15 protein-coding genes are annotated in these 15,616 nt (G+C 65.0%); 13 read left to right on the top strand and 2 right to left on the bottom strand.

Annotated elements, in window-relative coordinates; all coding sequences use genetic code 11:
* Positions 1 to 107 precede the first annotated feature (107 nt).
* The 13 genes from O1Y97_RS11885 (at position 108) to O1Y97_RS11825 (ending at position 14,249) form a co-directional block, all read left to right on the top strand.
* Positions 108 to 1,910, top strand: a complete 1,803-nt coding sequence (locus O1Y97_RS11885; RefSeq protein ID WP_318764118.1) for an NAD(P)/FAD-dependent oxidoreductase — start codon at positions 108 to 110, stop codon at positions 1,908 to 1,910.
* A gap of 150 nt (positions 1,911 to 2,060) precedes the next feature.
* Complete coding sequence (locus tag O1Y97_RS11880; RefSeq protein ID WP_318764117.1) at positions 2,061 to 3,026, top strand: helix-turn-helix domain-containing protein; 966 nt, start codon at positions 2,061 to 2,063, stop codon at positions 3,024 to 3,026.
* Positions 3,027 to 3,166: 140 nt separating this feature from the next.
* Positions 3,167 to 4,684: an aldehyde dehydrogenase gene (gene adh / locus O1Y97_RS11875; RefSeq protein WP_183260148.1), complete on the top strand. Its 1,518-nt coding sequence runs from the start codon at positions 3,167 to 3,169 to the stop codon at positions 4,682 to 4,684.
* Between the two features lie 68 nt (positions 4,685 to 4,752).
* Positions 4,753 to 5,106: a DUF779 domain-containing protein gene (locus O1Y97_RS11870; protein ID WP_318764116.1), complete on the top strand. Its 354-nt coding sequence runs from the start codon at positions 4,753 to 4,755 to the stop codon at positions 5,104 to 5,106.
* A gap of 152 nt (positions 5,107 to 5,258) precedes the next feature.
* Positions 5,259 to 6,143, top strand: a complete 885-nt coding sequence (locus O1Y97_RS11865) for a MurR/RpiR family transcriptional regulator (RefSeq protein WP_108607503.1) — start codon at positions 5,259 to 5,261, stop codon at positions 6,141 to 6,143.
* Positions 6,144 to 6,376: 233 nt separating this feature from the next.
* Positions 6,377 to 7,525 (top strand): mandelate racemase/muconate lactonizing enzyme family protein, encoded by a 1,149-nt coding sequence (locus tag O1Y97_RS11860; RefSeq protein WP_108607502.1) that lies wholly within the window; start codon positions 6,377 to 6,379, stop codon positions 7,523 to 7,525.
* Positions 7,526 to 7,535: 10 nt separating this feature from the next.
* Entirely contained in the window at positions 7,536 to 8,297 is a 762-nt protein-coding gene (locus O1Y97_RS11855) for a creatininase family protein (protein WP_108607501.1), read from the top strand.
* 43 nt (positions 8,298 to 8,340) lie between these two features.
* The gene (locus O1Y97_RS11850; RefSeq protein ID WP_404801281.1) at positions 8,341 to 9,864 is read left to right on the top strand and encodes an ABC transporter substrate-binding protein; all 1,524 of its coding nucleotides are present in this window, start codon (positions 8,341 to 8,343) and stop codon (positions 9,862 to 9,864) included.
* Between the two features lie 60 nt (positions 9,865 to 9,924).
* Positions 9,925 to 10,866, top strand: a complete 942-nt coding sequence (locus O1Y97_RS11845; protein ID WP_183260142.1) for an ABC transporter permease — start codon at positions 9,925 to 9,927, stop codon at positions 10,864 to 10,866.
* A complete protein-coding gene (locus tag O1Y97_RS11840) occupies positions 10,866 to 11,729 on the top strand; it encodes an ABC transporter permease (protein ID WP_318764115.1) in 864 nt (287 codons plus the stop codon). Before O1Y97_RS11845 ends, O1Y97_RS11840 begins: the two co-directional genes overlap by 1 nt.
* A 7-nt stretch (positions 11,730 to 11,736) precedes the next feature.
* Positions 11,737 to 12,780: an ABC transporter ATP-binding protein gene (locus O1Y97_RS11835; RefSeq protein ID WP_318764200.1), complete on the top strand. Its 1,044-nt coding sequence runs from the start codon at positions 11,737 to 11,739 to the stop codon at positions 12,778 to 12,780.
* Positions 12,777 to 13,784: an ABC transporter ATP-binding protein gene (locus O1Y97_RS11830; protein WP_404801266.1), complete on the top strand. Its 1,008-nt coding sequence runs from the start codon at positions 12,777 to 12,779 to the stop codon at positions 13,782 to 13,784. The genes O1Y97_RS11835 and O1Y97_RS11830 overlap by 4 nt, the downstream gene beginning before the upstream one ends.
* Before the next feature lie 3 nt (positions 13,785 to 13,787).
* Positions 13,788 to 14,249, top strand: a complete 462-nt coding sequence (locus O1Y97_RS11825) for a RidA family protein (protein ID WP_318764114.1) — start codon at positions 13,788 to 13,790, stop codon at positions 14,247 to 14,249.
* 87 nt (positions 14,250 to 14,336) lie between these two features.
* Here the strand turns inward: O1Y97_RS11825 and O1Y97_RS11820 are convergent, their stop codons facing one another.
* Complete coding sequence (locus tag O1Y97_RS11820) at positions 14,337 to 14,813, bottom strand: nucleoside deaminase (RefSeq protein WP_318764113.1); 477 nt, start codon at positions 14,811 to 14,813, stop codon at positions 14,337 to 14,339.
* Complete coding sequence (locus O1Y97_RS11815; protein WP_404801280.1) at positions 14,810 to 15,445, bottom strand: ankyrin repeat domain-containing protein; 636 nt, start codon at positions 15,443 to 15,445, stop codon at positions 14,810 to 14,812. The genes O1Y97_RS11820 and O1Y97_RS11815 overlap by 4 nt, the downstream gene beginning before the upstream one ends.
* Between the last annotated feature and the right edge of the window lie 171 nt (positions 15,446 to 15,616).

Here is a 15,616-nt window from a genome sequence, read left to right as displayed (position 1 = left end):
AGGGAACACCCGCGAGATCCTGATCTCGCCAATCCCCGCCCCGGGATCGCGCGACGCCAAGCGCCGCTCCCCAGCAAACAATCATTGGCAATTCGGAGGAAGACAAAATGCTCGACGACAGCCCCCAGACCAAGATCGACAGCATTCTCGGCAAGCTGGAAAAGGCCCTTGCAAGCGGCGACATCGACGCCGCCGTGAACCTGTTCCAGGCGGACTGCTACTGGCGCGACCTCGTGACGTTCACCTGGAACCTCAAGACCATGGAGGGCCACGACCAGGTCCGCCACATGCTGAAGAGCCAGCTCGCTTCGATCAAGCCGGGCCGGTTCCGCCAGGATGAGAAGGAACTGGCCAGCCAGAATGACGGCATCACCGACGGCTGGTTCGAGTTCGAGACCGCGGTGGCGCGCGGCTATGGCCACATCAGGCTGAAGAACGGCCTGATATGGACGCTGCTGACCACCATGAGCGAGTTGAAGGGCCACGAGGAACCCAAGGGCCTGTTGCGCCCGATGGGCGCCGAACATGGCAGCGACGCCGGCCGCCGGACGTGGAAGGAAAAGCGCGAGGCCGAAGCCGCCGAACTCGGCTTCACCACCCAGCCCTACACCGTCATCATCGGCGGCGGCCAGGGCGGCATCGCGCTCGGCGCCCGGCTGCGGCAGCTGGGCGTGCCGACCATCATCGTCGAGAAGAACGAGCGGCCCGGCGACAGCTGGCGCAAGCGCTACAAGTCGCTCTGCCTGCACGATCCGGTCTGGTACGACCACCTGCCCTACATCCCGTTCCCGGAGAACTGGCCGGTTTTTGCGCCGAAGGACAAGATCGGCGACTGGCTGGAGATGTACACCAAGGTCATGGAGCTCAACTACTGGAGCTCGACCACCTGCAAGTCCGCCGACTATGACGAGGCTGCCGGGGAATGGACCGTCGTGGTCGAACGCGACGGCCGGGAGATCGCGCTGAAGCCGAAACAGCTGGTACTGGCCACAGGCATGTCCGGCAAGGCCAACGTCCCGAAATTCAAGGGACAGGACGTCTTCAAGGGCGAGCAGCAGCACTCCTCGCAGCACCCCGGGCCCGACGCCTACAAGGGCAAGAAGGTCGTGGTCGTCGGCTCCAACAATTCGGCGCATGACATCTGCGCGGCACTTTGGGAAGGCGGCGCCGACGTCACCATGCTGCAGCGCTCCTCCACCCACATCGTCAAGTCGGACTCGCTGATGGAGATCGGGCTCGGCGACCTCTATTCGGAGCGCGCCGTCGCTTCGGGCATGACGACGCGCAAGGCCGACCTGATCTTCGCCTCCCTGCCCTATCGCATCATGCACGAGTTCCAGGTGCCGATTTACGACAAGATCCGGGAGAAGGACGCAGCCTTCTACCAGCGGCTGGAAGATGCCGGCTTCATGCTCGACTTCGGCGACGACGAGTCCGGGCTGTTCATGAAATATCTCCGGCGCGGCTCCGGCTACTACATCGACGTCGGCGCCTGCGAACTGGTGGCCGACGGCCGGATCAAGCTGGTCAGCGGCGTCGGCGTCGAGAAACTGACGGAAACCTCGATCGTTCTCGAAGACGGGCGCGAACTGGAGGCCGACCTCATCGTCTATGCCACCGGCTACGGCTCGATGAACGGATGGGCGGCCGACCTGATCAGCCAGGATGTCGCCGACAAGGTGGGCAAGTGCTGGGGACTCGGCTCCAGCACGACCAAGGACCCCGGCCCCTGGGAGGGCGAGCAGCGCAACATGTGGAAGCCGACCCAGCAGGAAGCGCTGTGGTTCCACGGCGGCAACCTGCACCAGTCCAGGCACTACTCGCAGTATCTCTCCCTGCAGATCAAGGCGCGCCAAGAAGGGATCGCCACTGAGGTCTACGGGCTGCAGGACGTCCATCACAAGTCCTGACGTCCAGCCCAACCACCTGGCCGGCGGGGCACTGGCTCCGCCGGCCAGCATGGCCGTATGCGTCTAAGGGCCAATTGACCGGGGCGCGGAAGCGGGCAACGACTGTGCGGGAACGGCAAGGAAGGGTGCAGACCACCGTCGGAGGAGAGGATGAGAGGCACCGCAATCGTCGAGCATGCCGACAAGGTCCAGGCGGCACTGAAGTCGAGCGACGCTGCGCGCTCGGCGCTTGTCGCTTCGTGGCAACGTTCGTCGCAGCACCGTCTCGACCCGACGCACAGAAGCCCGCCCGAGCGGCTGACCGAGGTCGAGCTGTCGCTCGCCCGGCAGCGCATCGAGCCGCTGATATCAGCAGCCCAGGCCAGCCTCGACCGGCTTTATCTCGCCGTCGGCGGCGTCGGCTGCTGCGTGCTCCTGGCCGACCGCAACGGTATCCCGGTCGAGCGCCGCGGCGCCGTCGCCGATGACGAGACCTTCCATGACTGGGGTCTTTGGACGGGCACGGTCTGGAGTGAGGAAAGCGAGGGCACCAACGCCATCGGTACCAGCCTGGTCGAGCAGCGGCCGCTGACCATCCATCGCGGCCAGCATTTCCTCTCGCGCAACACGGCACTTTCCTGCACGACGGCCCCGATCTACGACCATCAGGGCAATGTCGCCGCGGCCCTCGACGTATCGTCCTGCCGGGCCGACCTGACCGAAGGTTTCGTCAACCTGATCGCACTTGCCGTCGGCGACGCCGCGCGTCGCATCGAGGCCGACAATTTCCGCCTCGCCTTCCCCCGTGCCCGCATCATCCTGACGCCTGAGGTCGAGCGCAGTCCCGGCGGCATGCTCGCCGTCGATGCCGACGACCTGGTCATCGGCGCGACGAGACAGGCGCGCCTGACCTACGGCATAACGCGGGAACGGCTCGAGCGGCGACTGCCGGTCGCCGACATTGTCGGTGGCAGCATGCGGGCCGCCGAAGACCTCGACGAGGCCGAACGCGCCGCCCTTCAGCGGGCGCTTGCCCGCGCCGACGGCAACGTCTCCGCCGCAGCCCTGAAGCTCGGCATTTCGCGCGCCACCCTGCACCGCAAGCTCAATCGCCTCGGCATCCGCCGCACGCATTGACCTTGCTGCCCGGAACTGTCGCAGTTCTGCGACAGTTGGCACCGGCGACCGCTCCTCCCCCGGCTGACACGGCCCGGATATTCTCCGACGCTCCTCCCGACGCGCTGCATCCCGCAGCGTTGCTTCTCGGGAGGAAGTTCATGAACAAGGTCGAGTTTTCGCGCACCGCCAAGGTGCCCTTCGCCAAGCGCTACGACAACTACATCGGCGGCCAGTGGGTCGCGCCGAAATCCGGCCGCTATTTCGAGAACATCTCGCCGGTCACCGGCCGGCCGCTCGGCGAAATCGCCCGCTCCGACGCCGCCGACATCGAGGCAGCGCTCGATGCCGCCCACAAGGCCAAGGACGCCTGGGGCAGGACCAGCCCAGCCGCCCGCGCGCTGATCCTCAACCGCATCGCCGACCGCATGGAGGAAAATCTCGACCTGCTGGCGCTCGCCGAGACCTGGGATAACGGCAAGCCGATCCGCGAGACGACTGCCGCCGACGTGCCGCTGGCCATCGACCATTTCCGCTACTTCGCCGGTGTCCTGCGCAGCCAGGAAGGCAGCCTGTCGCAGATCGACGACGACACCGTCGCCTACCATTTCCACGAGCCGCTCGGCGTCGTCGGCCAGATCATCCCGTGGAACTTCCCGCTGCTGATGGCCTGCTGGAAGCTGGCGCCGGCGATTGCCGCCGGCAATTGCGTGGTGCTGAAGCCGGCCGAACAAACCCCCGCCTCTATCATGCTGTGGGCCGACCTGATCGGCGACCTGTTGCCCGACGGCGTATTGAACATCGTCAACGGCTTCGGTCTCGAAGCCGGCAAACCGCTGGCATCGAGCCCGCGCATCGCCAAGATCGCCTTTACCGGCGAGACGACGACGGGCCGGCTGATCATGCAATATGCCAGCCAGAACCTGATCCCGGTGACGCTGGAACTCGGCGGTAAGTCGCCCAACATCTTCTTCCAGGACGTGACGTCGGAGGACGACGACTTCTTCGACAAGGCGATCGAAGGCTTCGTCATGTTCGCGCTCAACCAGGGCGAGGTCTGCACCTGCCCGAGCCGCGCTCTCGTGCACGAGAAGATTTACGACAAGTTCATGGAGCGGGCGCTGAAGCGCGTCGAGGCGATCGTCCAGGGCGACCCGCTCGACCCGGCGACGATGATCGGCGCGCAGGCATCGTCCGAGCAGTTGGAGAAGATCCTGTCCTACATGGACATCGGCCGGCAGGAAGGTGCCGAGGTGCTGACCGGCGGCGAGCGCGCGCATCTGCCCGGCGACCTTGCCGGCGGCTACTACGTCAAGCCGACCGTCTTCAAGGGCCACAACAAGATGCGCATCTTCCAGGAGGAAATCTTCGGCCCGGTGGTGTCGGTCACCACCTTCAAGGACGACGACGACGCGCTGTCTATCGCCAACGACACGCTCTACGGCCTCGGTGCCGGCATCTGGAGCCGCGATGCCAACCGGCTCTACCGCTTCGGCCGCGCCATCCAGGCCGGCCGCGTGTGGACCAATTGCTACCATGCCTATCCGGCGCACGCGGCCTTCGGCGGCTACAAGCAGTCGGGCATCGGCCGCGAGACGCACAAGATGATGCTCGACCACTACCAGCAGACCAAGAACATGCTGGTCAGCTACAGCCCGAAGAAGCTCGGCTTCTTTTGATCGCCTCCCAGGGCGCGGCGCGGCAGAAATGCCGCGCCGTCTGCGCCTGAAGTGCGGGAGTTCCTGCGATGCCTGAAAAGATGTCCCTCGACAAGGTCTCCGCCACGCTTGAGGCAATCGCCCTGCTGGCCGAAATCATCGCCGACCACGGGCCGGTGCTGTTCCACCAGTCCGGCGGCTGCTGCGACGGCTCCTCGCCGATGTGTTATCCGCGCAGCGATTTCATCGTTGGCGACAACGACGTGCTGCTCGGAACGGTCGGCGAGACCCCCGTCTACATCGGTGCCTCGCAGTTCGAAGTCTGGAAACACACCGACCTGATCATCGACGTCGTTGCCGGCCGCGGCGGCATGTTCTCGCTCGACAATGGACGCGAGAAGCGCTTCCTGACGCGTTCGACGGTCTGCACTCCGATAGCGTGAACACGGGCGGACCGGCGCTCCCCCCCCGCGACCGTGGCTGCCGGGCCCGGCAAACCACCTCCCGACCGCCCCCTGTTCGGCCGGATGGTTGTTCCAGGAGCCGCTTATGGTAACGATGAGACAAACAGACTCGTCAAATCGATGAAGGCCAAATGGGAAATCAAGCCAACCTGATCGACCGGCTCCGCATCGAAAACGATGACATGAACCCGGCCGACCGCGCGATCGCCAACGCAATTCTCGACGACATCGAAGCGGCGACGCGGCTGCCGATCAAGGAACTTGCGGCCAGGGCAAAGGTCAGCGAACCGACCATCATCCGTTTCACCCGGCGCATCGGCTGCGACGGCTTCACCGATTTCAAGATCAGGCTGGCGCAGGATTATGCGGTCGGCCGCATGTACATCGTCGGCGAGCGCAATTGGGCTGCGGAAACGGGCCCCGACGTCGCCGAAAACGTCTACGAGGCGACGATCCAGGCCCTCGCCGTGGCCTTCTCGCAGCGCGACCCGGCTGCGCTGGAGCAGGCATCGGAACTGCTCCACAAGGCGCGCCGCATCTTCTGCTTCGGCGTCGGCGGCAGTTCGGCAAACGTCGCACGCGAAGCGGAAAACCGGCTCTTTCGCCTGGACCTGGCAGTTTCGGCGACCGCCGACCCCTACAAGCAACGCATCATCGCCTCGACCGTGGAAGCCGACGACGTGCTTTTCATCTTCTCGGTCACCGGCAAGCCGCTCTCGCTGATCGACAGCGCCAAACTCGCCACCTCACTCAATGCCAAGGTGGTCACCGTCACCCATCCCGGCAGCCCCCTGGCCAGCCACGCCACCGTCAACGTGCCCCTCGTCGCCTTCGACGAGGAGAAATTCTTCTACATGCCGAACCGCGGACGCTACGGGCAATTGTTCGTGCTCGACTGCATCTCGACGCTGATCGGCGCACGCCGCCGCAGCACGGTCGGCAAGAAGCTGTGGCGAGCGCGTTCGACGCTCGTCGCCCTGCACGGCAGCACCGACAACCAGCCCATCGGCGACTGATCGGTCGGCCCGCACCGCAATTCCGGACACCGCAGCGAGAGCCGCAGCATCTCGGCGTGAGATAGTTTTATTCAGCAAAGACAAACAGATAACGAGCTTTCCGCATCCCACGGATGGCGGACGTTCCCGCGCTTTGCACAGGGTGTGAAATTTTACTCCGCATGCGTTGACATGTGGGTAATAAAACTACATCCTTCGATGAAACAACACCTCAGCCCATCCGAAAGCCGACCATGCCGATAGCCGACAAAACCATTGTTTCCTTCCGCTTCGACGAGGTCATCGTGCCGGCGCACAAGGGTGTCATCAACTCGGACAGCCTGGCAAAGCCGCTTCACATGCTGCCCGTCGGCGGCAAGGCGGCCTGGAGCATGCAGTTCGACGAACTGCCCAAGCTTGTCCTGCGCATGACGCTGGCCGACGGCACCGTCGGCCTTGGCGAGTTCTACCGCGACCACGAATGGCCGCGCATCGAGGCGATCTGCGCCAACCTGCTCGGCCAGTCGATCATGGACCTGCCGCTGCAGGACCTGCCGCTGCCGCTGTGCCGCGAATATGACGGCTTCGAATGCGCGATCTGGGACGCCTATGCCAAGTCGCTCGGCGTGCCGATGCACCGCCTGCTGGGCGGCGCCATCCGCGACCGCGTGCCTGTCAGCGCATGGTCGAGCCACCGCACGCAGGAAGAAGTCGGCCCCTGGGTCAAGCGCTACCACGAGCAGGGCTACAAGGTCATCAAGTTCAAGTGCGACCTCGAAGACGACGTCGCCGGCTGGTGCGCCGAGATCAAGCAGCACGCGCCGGGCATGAAGGTCATCTTCGATCCCAACCAGCGCTGGGAGAACGCCGGCAACGCCCGCCGGATCATCCGCGAGCTCGAAGCCGTCGGCAACGTGCTTCTGCTTGAGGACCCGCTGCCGCGCTGGATGCAGCTCGACTTCGCCGAACTGCGCCGCTTCTCCTCGATCCCGATCGTGCTGCACGTTTCGTTGCCCTACGTCTTCCAGGGCCAGCGGCCGCACGACGCCATCAACGCCATCGCCCACAATGCCGTCGACGGCTTCAACTTCAACGGCGGCCTCGCCAAGTTCCAGGTGCTCGATCACATCGCCGCAACCGCCGGCCTCTATTGCTGGCACGGATCGGAAATCGATCTCGGCATCCTCGAGGCGATGTATGTCCACCAGTCGGCGGCGGCGAAGAGCTGTGTGTGGCCGGGCGACATCTTCGGCCGCATGATCCGCACCCACGACCTGCTGGAAACCCCGCTCGCCTTCGAGCCGCCCCATGTCGGCATTCCGGCCGACGGTCCGGGACTTGGCGTGAAGCTCGACGAGGCCGCCCTCGCCCGCTTCCGCACCTCCGAACGCACGATCGCCTGAGGGACAGCAGATGCGCTGGGAAAAGCTCACCACCAACGAGTTTGCCGGACTGGATCGCTCCATTCCGGTCATCCTCAACGTCGCCGCCATCGAGCAGCACGGCCCGCATCTGGCGATCGACACCGACGTCGCCATCGGCGGCCACTTCCTCGACCGGCTCGAACAGCGCATGGGCGACAAGGTGCTCATCCTGCCGCAGGTCAAGGTGTGCTGCTCCGAGCACCACATGGACTTTGCCGGCACGCTGACCGTGCGCCACGAGACTTTCCTCGCTTATGTCGGCGACATCCTGGAAAGCGTCGTGCGCCATGGCTTCACCAATCTCGTCATCTTCAACAGCCATGGCGGCAACCAGGCCGTCGGGCAGGTGTTGCTCGAGAGCTTCGGTTCGAGCCATCGCGAGTGCACCATCGCCATGCTCACCTGGTGGCGGCTGGTAGCGCCTGAACTTGAAGCGATCCGCGAGAGCGGCTTTGCCGGCGTCAACCACGCCTGCGAATTCGAGACTTCACTGATGCTGCTCGCCGCCCCCGAAAACGTGCGGCGCGAGCTGATCGGCGACATGTCCTATGTCGAGACCTACGACTGGGCCAACGCCGACATGATCCGGGCAAGCCGTGGAGCGCTCTTCCGCACCATGCATCAGATGTCCGGCGGAACCGGCGTGGTCGGCGATCCGTCCACGGCGAGCGCCCGCAAAGGCGAACTGATCACCGACGCGGTCGTGACCGAACTGGAGCGCGTGGTGAGGTCGCTGACCAAGGCGAATTGAGAATTACCGGAAACTTTTAATTGGATATAGGGAGGGTACCATGCTGAAAAAATTGACTATCGCAGGGCTGGCAAGCGTAAGCATGCTTGTTGCGGCACAAGGCTTTGCACAGGAACGCGGCGGCGTCGTCAACGTCGCGACGATCGGCGAACTCACCACGCTTGATCCGATGACCGCCACGGGCGACCTGCTCGGCATGGTCACCCAGCACTTCTTCGAGACGCTCTACACCTTCGACAAGGACTGGAACGTCGCGCCGCTGCTGGCCGAGGCGCTGCCCGAGGTGTCGGCCGACGGCAAGGTCCACACCATCAAGCTGCGCCAGGGCATCGTCTTCCACGACGGCTCGGCGATGACAGCCGAGGACGTGGTCGCATCGCTCAAGCGCTGGCTCGAGGTTGCCTCGCGCGGCAAGCTGGTCGCCGCCAATGTCGACAAGCTCGAAGCCGTCGACGACTACACCGTCCAGGTCACGCTCAAGCAGCCTTTCGCGCCGCTGACCGCACTGCTGGCCTTCAACAATTCGGCCGCCGTGGTGCTGCCGTCGGAGAAGATCGCCGAGACGCTCGCCGAATATGTCGGCACCGGTCCCTACATGATCAAGGAGCGCAAGGCCGACCAGTATCTCCAGCTCGTCCGCTTCGATGGCTACAAGGCCCGCGAAGGCGAGCCCGACGGCTTCGGCGGCGCCCGCAAGCAGTATCTCGACGAGATCCGCTTCGTGCCGGTGCCGGACGCCAATACTCGCGTCGAAGGCGCCATCGCCGGTCAGTACGACTATGCCGACCTGTTGCCGGTCGAGGCGTTCGACCGCCTGAACGGTCAGCAGAAGACCGAGCCGCTGGTGCTCAAGTCCTTCGGCTGGCCGATGTTCATCATGAACAACAAGGAAGGCATGATGACCAAGCCCGGCCTGCGCAAGGCCGTGCAGGCAGCCCTCAACGCCGAGGACATGATGGCAGCCGCGTTCGGCAAGCCCGAGTTCTTCGCCCTTGACGGCGCGCTCTACCCCGATGGTTACCAGTGGCGTTCGGACGCCGGCATCGAAGGCTACAATCAGGCCGATCCCGAAAAGGCCAAGACACTTGCCACCGAAGCCGGTTACGACGGCAAGCCCGTCCGCATTCTGACCAGCCGCCAGTACGAGTTCCACTACAAGATGGCGCAGGTCGCGGCCGAGTATCTCAAGGCCGCCGGCCTTGCGGTGCAGCTCGACGTCGTCGACTGGGCGACGCTGGTGCAGCGCCGTGCCGAGCCCGCACTGTGGGACATCTTCATCACCCACAGCCCGTTCCTGCCGGATCCGGCGCTGATCGCACCGCTGCCTTCGTCCTATCCGGGCTGGTGGGCCAGCGAGGCCAAGGACAAGCTCGTCGTCGCCCTCAACACCGAGATGGATCCGCAGAAGCGCGTCGCGATCTTCGCCGACATCCAGAAGCTCATCTATGAAGAGGCCCCCTTCTACAAGGTCGGCGACTTCAACGCGCTGTCGGCGAAGTCGCCGAAGCTCGCGGGCTTCACGCCGTCGGCCTGGCCGTACTTCTGGAACGCCTATATCGCCAAGTAACAAGAACAATCTCCGCCGGCGCGGCCAAGGTCGCGCCGGCGGGCCAATGGGAGCCGATCGATGACACGATACGTCCTGCAACGCCTGTTCGGCATGCTGACCGTGATGTTCACGGTCGTCACGATCGTCTTCGTCATCGTCCGCGTCGCTCCCGGCGATCCGGCCGCGGTCATGCTCGGCCCGGACGCAACGCCTGCCGATATCGAGGTGCTCAGGGTGCGCCTCGGCCTTGACCAGCCGCTGCCCATACAATATGTCTACTTCCTCGCCCAACTCGCCCGCGGCGACCTCGGCCATTCGATCTTCCTCGACATGCCCGTCGCCAGCGCCCTGCTCGATCGCGCCGAACCGACCTTCTTCCTCACCATCTTCGCGATCCTGATCGCCAGCGCCATAGCGCTGCCCGTCGGCATCATGTCGGCCTACAAGCGCGGCAGCTTCTTCGACCAGGCGGTGACCACGCTCACCATGCTCGCCGCCAGCATCCCGAGCTTCTGGCTCGGCCTGATCCTGATCCAGGTCTTCGCCGTCCGCTTCGGCTGGTTCCCGGTCGCCGGCTATGGCGGCCCCGATGCCTCTTTCCTGACGCGCATGAGCCACCTCGTACTGCCGGCAGTGGCGCTCGGTGTCGTCTCGTCGGCGCTGATCACCCGCTTTACCCGCGCCTCGATGCTGGACGTTCTCAATGACGACTATGTCCGCACGGCCCGCTCCAAGGGCATGGGCGAGTTCCGGGTGATCATGAAGCATGCCTTCAAGAACGCACTGATCCCGGTGCTGACCGTCATCGGCCTGACCGCCGCCCTGCTGGTTTCCGGCGCCGTCGTCACCGAGACCGTGTTCAGCCTGCCTGGTGTCGGCAATCTGGTGGTGTCGGCCGTGCTGCGGCGCGACTATCCCGTCATCCAGGGCGCCCTGCTCGTCATCGCAGCGATCTACGTGCTGATCAATTTCGGCATCGACCTGCTCTACCTCATGATCGATCCCCGGGTACGTTACTGATGGCCGCCGCATCCGCCTCCAGCGTGGACACCCCACGCATCTCGACGCTCATCCTCCAGCGCAAGACGCTTGCGATCGGGCTCGCCATCATCGTGGCGATCACCTTGCTTGCCGTTCTCGCACCGCTGATCGCGCCCTATTCGCCAAGCAAGTTGTCCATCGTCAACCGGCTCAAGCCGCCGAGCTCGACATGGTTCTTCGGCACCGACGAGTTCGGCCGCGATGTCTTCAGCCGCACCATCTATGCCGGGCAGCTGTCGCTGCTCGTCGGCGCGGCAGCCACTGCACTTGCCGCGACCGTCGGCATCACGCTCGGCCTGGTCGCCGGCTTCTTCCGCAAGGCCGACGGCATCGTCTCGCGTATCATCGATGCGATGATGGCCTTCCCCGACATCCTGCTGGCCATCGCCCTTGTCGCAGCACTCGGGCCGTCGCTGGCAACCGTCATCATCGCGCTCGGCGTGGTCTATGCCCCGCGCCTTGCGCGCGTCGTACGAGCCTCGACGCTGGTGATCCGCGAACTCCCTTATGTCGAGGCCGCACGCGCCCTTGGTGTGCCGACGTGGCGCATCATGACGCGACATGTGCTGCGCAACCTCGTCTCGCCGATCCTGGTGCAGGCGACCTTCATCTTCGCCTATGCGATGCTGGCCGAGGCCGGCCTGTCCTTCCTCGGCGTTGGCGTCAGCCCGGAAATCCCGACCTGGGGCACGATGATCGCGGCCGGCCGCCAATATGTCGGCCAGGCCGACTGGATGACGATCTTCCCCGGCTTCGCCATCATCCTCACCGTGCTTTCGCTTCAACTTGTCGGCGACGGCCTGCGCGACCTGCTCGATCCGCGCCTGCGCAAGGATCTCTGACATGGCCATGTCCACACCCAACGCAGACAATCATCCAGACGCGCTCGCCGACGACATCGTGCTGCGGGCCGAAGACCTGCGCACGCACTTCATCATGGGCACACGCACCGCCAAGTCGGTCGACGGCGTCACCCTCACCGTCCGTCGTGGCCAGACGCTCGCCGTCGTCGGCGAGTCCGGCTCGGGCAAGTCGGTGACCAGCCTGTCGATCATGCGCCTGCTGTCGCATCCCGGCCGCATCGTCGGCGGCCGACTGCTCTACCGCATGCGCGACGGCGGCGTCGTCGATCTCGCCACGCTGAGCGACAAGCGAATGCGGGCGATCCGCGGCAAGGAGATCGCCATGATCTTCCAGGAGCCGATGACGAGCCTGAACCCGCTCTACACCGTCGGCGACCAGATTATGGAGATGATCCGCCTGCACGAGCCGATCAGCCGGGCCGAGGCACGCACCCGCGCCAGGCGGATGCTCGAACTGGTGGAGATCCCCGCCCCCGAAAAGCGGCTCGACCAGTATCCGCACGAAATGTCGGGCGGCATGCGCCAGCGGGTGATGATCGCCCTCGCGCTCGCCTGCAATCCTGCCCTGCTCATCGCCGACGAGCCAACCACCGCGCTCGACGTCACCATCCAGGCGCAGATCCTCGACCTGATGCGCCGGCTGCAGCGCGAGATCGGCATGAGCATCCTGTTCGTCACCCACAATCTCGGCGTCGTCGCCGAGATCGCCCATGAGGTGGCGGTCATGTATGCGGGCCGCGTCGTCGAGCAGGCGCCGGTGCACGACCTGTTCGCCAGGCCGCGCCATCCCTACACCAAGGGCCTGCTCGCCTGCATCCCCGACGCCAAGCGCGACCGCGCCGAAGACGGCACGCGCAAGATGCTCAACCCGATCCCCGGCAGCGTGCCGAGCGTGCTGGCGCTGCCCGCCGGCTGCGCATACGCCCCGCGTTGCCCGCTTGCCGAGGCGCACTGCGAATCGGTCCCGCCGGACCTGCTCAACGCCTCGCCCGAACACCTGACCCGCTGCTGGAGGCACGAACTTCTGTGACCGACACGACGCAAACGACGCAAGCGCCTGACGATGCCGACATCCTGCTGTCGGTGCGCGGGCTCAGCAAGCAGTTCTTGACCGGCAGCGGCCCGGTGAAGGCGGTCGAAGACATCTCCTTCGATGTCCGGCGCGGCCAGATCGTCGGCATCGTCGGCGAATCCGGCTCGGGCAAGACCACTGCCGGGCGCTGCCTGCTGCGGCTGGTCGAGCCCTCTTCGGGTCAAGCCATCTTCGACGGCGTCGACCTGTTCAGCCTGCCGGAGAAGGCCCTGCGCGCCTACCGGCGTCGCCTGCAGATCATCTTCCAGGACCCCTATTCGAGCCTCAACCCGCGCATGCGGGTCCGCGACATCATCGGCGAGGCGATCGACACCCACGGCCTCGCCAAGGGGGCTGCCCGCCAGGCCCGGATCGAGGAGCTTCTGACACGCGTCGGGCTCTCACCCGAGCACGCCCGGCGTTATCCCAACGAGTTCTCCGGCGGCCAGCGCCAGCGCGTCGGCATCGCCCGCGCGCTCGCGGTCGAGCCGGAACTGATCATCGCCGACGAGCCGGTGTCGGCGCTCGACGTTTCGGTGCAGGCGCAGGTGCTGAACCTGATCCAGGAGCTTCAGCGCGAACTCGGCCTGACCATGATCTTCATCTCCCACGACCTGACGGTGGTAGAGTATCTCTGCGACGAGATCGTCGTGCTCTATCTCGGCCGCATCATGGAACAGGGGCCTGCGCGCTCAGTCTATGCCAAACCCAGACATCCCTATACGCGGGCCCTGCTGGCAACCGCACCGGTGCCCGATCCCAACGTCCGGCGCGAGCGGGTCATCCTGCAGGGCGACATCCCAAGTCCGCTCGACCCGCCATCCGGCTGCGTCTTCCGCACGCGCTGCCCGCATGCGATAGCAGCCTGCGCCGAAACCGTCCCGACACGCGAGACGGTCGGCCCCGGCCACAGCGTCGCCTGCATCCGCCAGGCGGAACTTGCAGAAACATACCAGGACTGATCGATGACCCCTTATGACAGGCTTGCCGTGCTCGGGTTGACCCTGCCGCCGCCACCCTCTCCCATTGCCACCTACATCCCCTTCGTCCGCGAGGGCGACATTCTCTACCTGTCCGGACAGGGACCGAAGCAGGCCGACGGCACCTTGCGGACGGGCAAGGTCGGCGCCGAGATCGGCATCGAACAGGCCTATGACGATGCCCGGCTGACAGGCCTCAACCTGCTCTCCATCCTCCACGCGGCAACAGGCGACCTGTCCAGGGTTCGCCGGGTCATCAAGCTGCTCGGCATGGTCAACGCGACGCCGGACTTCTCTGCGCACCCCAAGGTCATCAACGGCTGTTCGGATCTGCTGCTCGAGGTGTTCGGCGAGCGTGGCCGCCATGCCCGCTCCGCCGTCGGGTTTGGCTCGTTGCCCGACAACATCACCGTCGAGATCGAGGCCATCGTCGCCATCGAAGCGTAGCCCCGCGGCGTGTGTCTTCGGTGATGATCCGGCGGACGTCGATGAAGGCGCCATCAGTGCGACCCTGATGGCGGCGCCGGCAACCGCCTACGACTTCGACCCGGTGCGCGCCTGCCAGGCTTGATAGAGATTGCGCCCGTCCTCGGCCTTCGGAGGACAGTGCCTGATCGAAACCCCGGATTGCTGGTCGAGCGGCTTCGACAGCTCGGCAGCATATGCGGCGGTCGACAGGCCGAAGGCTTCGGCGTCTTCATTCGAATAGGCGAACGCGATGTCCTTGATGCCGGACATGCGCATCGCGGCCAGGCACATTGGACAGGGTTGCCCGCTTGCATAGACGGACAAGCCGTCGAGCCGTGGCGATCCAAGTGCCTTGCCCGCCGCGCGCAGGGCCAGAAGCTCGGCATGCGCCGTCGGGTCGTTGTCGGCCAGCATGCGGTTCACAGCGCGGGCGACGATCTCGCCGTCCTTGACGACAACAGCGCCAAACGGCCGCCCGCCCTGCTCGACATTGTCGAATGCCAGGGCGATCGCCTCGCCAAGGAAGCTGTCGATTTCGCTCATTTGGCTCCGGCCCTTTCAAGCAGTCCAACCATGGCGTCATAGCCGCTGGAGCGCGCATGGCTGAGCGGCGTCACACCATCCTTGTCGGCGAGGTTGACGTCGGCACCGGCGTCGACCAGCAGCTTGACGATGTCGACATGGCGTTGCCCGCCGTCGCCAAGGATGATGGCTTCCAGCAGCGCGGTCCAGCCGAGATTGTTGACGTGGTCGACGTCGGTGCCCGCCTCGATCAGCGTGCGCACCGTATCGACATGTCCCCGTTCGGAGGCTGGAATGATCGCCGTTCCGCCATAGCGGTTGGTGCTCTTGAGGTCGGCCCCATGCTGCAGCGTCAGCTCCAGGATCTCGAGATGTCCGCGCGCGCCCGCATAGAGGTAGGGGCTGTCATTGATGTTGTCCTTGAGGTTGACGTCGGCGCCGGCCTCGATCAGCGCCTTGGCGGCGCTTACCTTGTTGCCATGCGTCGCGACCAGCAGTGCGCTGCGCCCATCCTTGTCGCGGGCATCGATATCGGCACCGTTCGACAGAAGCTGCCCGATGGCCGCAACATCGTCGCTGGCCGCCGCCGCATGCAATTGAAACTCGGTCATGTTCTCTCCTGAAGCAGACGAGGGAATGGAATTGAACAACATGAACAACAGGGCGAGCAGGCTATACGCCGCACTCCAACCCGCGCGAAATCTTAAATCCGCCATGCGACTTCCTTCTTCTTTCATTTGCGTTGCAGACTATCGCTGCATTCTTTCTGACCCCGCAAACGAGCCGCCAAGGGCGGCCTCCGACCTTGCAGTCATGATCTTCTC

The organism is Aminobacter niigataensis (genome assembly GCF_946995915.1).
GTDB classification, from domain to species: Bacteria; Pseudomonadota; Alphaproteobacteria; order Rhizobiales; family Rhizobiaceae; genus Aminobacter; species Aminobacter niigataensis.
Note: the sequence above shows the minus strand (reverse complement) of the source record. Positions and strands in the feature narration are given on the sequence as shown.

Bases quoted from the DNA above. Each gene is read 5' to 3' on its own strand.
- O1Y97_RS11840 (WP_318764115.1), top strand. From the start codon at position 10,866: ATGGCCGCCGCATCCGCCTCCAGCGTGGACACCCCACGCATCTCGACG.
- adh (WP_183260148.1), top strand. From the start codon at position 3,167: ATGAACAAGGTCGAGTTTTCGCGCACCGCCAAGGTGCCCTTCGCCAAG.
- O1Y97_RS11820 (WP_318764113.1), bottom strand. From the start codon at position 14,813: ATGAGCGAAATCGACAGCTTCCTTGGCGAGGCGATCGCCCTGGCATTC.
- O1Y97_RS11865 (WP_108607503.1), top strand. From the start codon at position 5,259: ATGGGAAATCAAGCCAACCTGATCGACCGGCTCCGCATCGAAAACGAT.
- O1Y97_RS11835 (WP_318764200.1), top strand. From the start codon at position 11,737: ATGTCCACACCCAACGCAGACAATCATCCAGACGCGCTCGCCGACGAC.
- O1Y97_RS11825 (WP_318764114.1), top strand. From the start codon at position 13,788: ATGACCCCTTATGACAGGCTTGCCGTGCTCGGGTTGACCCTGCCGCCG.
- O1Y97_RS11880 (WP_318764117.1), top strand. From the start codon at position 2,061: ATGAGAGGCACCGCAATCGTCGAGCATGCCGACAAGGTCCAGGCGGCA.
- O1Y97_RS11845 (WP_183260142.1), top strand. From the start codon at position 9,925: ATGACACGATACGTCCTGCAACGCCTGTTCGGCATGCTGACCGTGATG.
- O1Y97_RS11870 (WP_318764116.1), top strand. From the start codon at position 4,753: ATGCCTGAAAAGATGTCCCTCGACAAGGTCTCCGCCACGCTTGAGGCA.
- O1Y97_RS11885 (WP_318764118.1), top strand. From the start codon at position 108: ATGCTCGACGACAGCCCCCAGACCAAGATCGACAGCATTCTCGGCAAG.
- O1Y97_RS11860 (WP_108607502.1), top strand. From the start codon at position 6,377: ATGCCGATAGCCGACAAAACCATTGTTTCCTTCCGCTTCGACGAGGTC.
- O1Y97_RS11855 (WP_108607501.1), top strand. From the start codon at position 7,536: ATGCGCTGGGAAAAGCTCACCACCAACGAGTTTGCCGGACTGGATCGC.
- O1Y97_RS11815 (WP_404801280.1), bottom strand. From the start codon at position 15,445: ATGTTGTTCAATTCCATTCCCTCGTCTGCTTCAGGAGAGAACATGACC.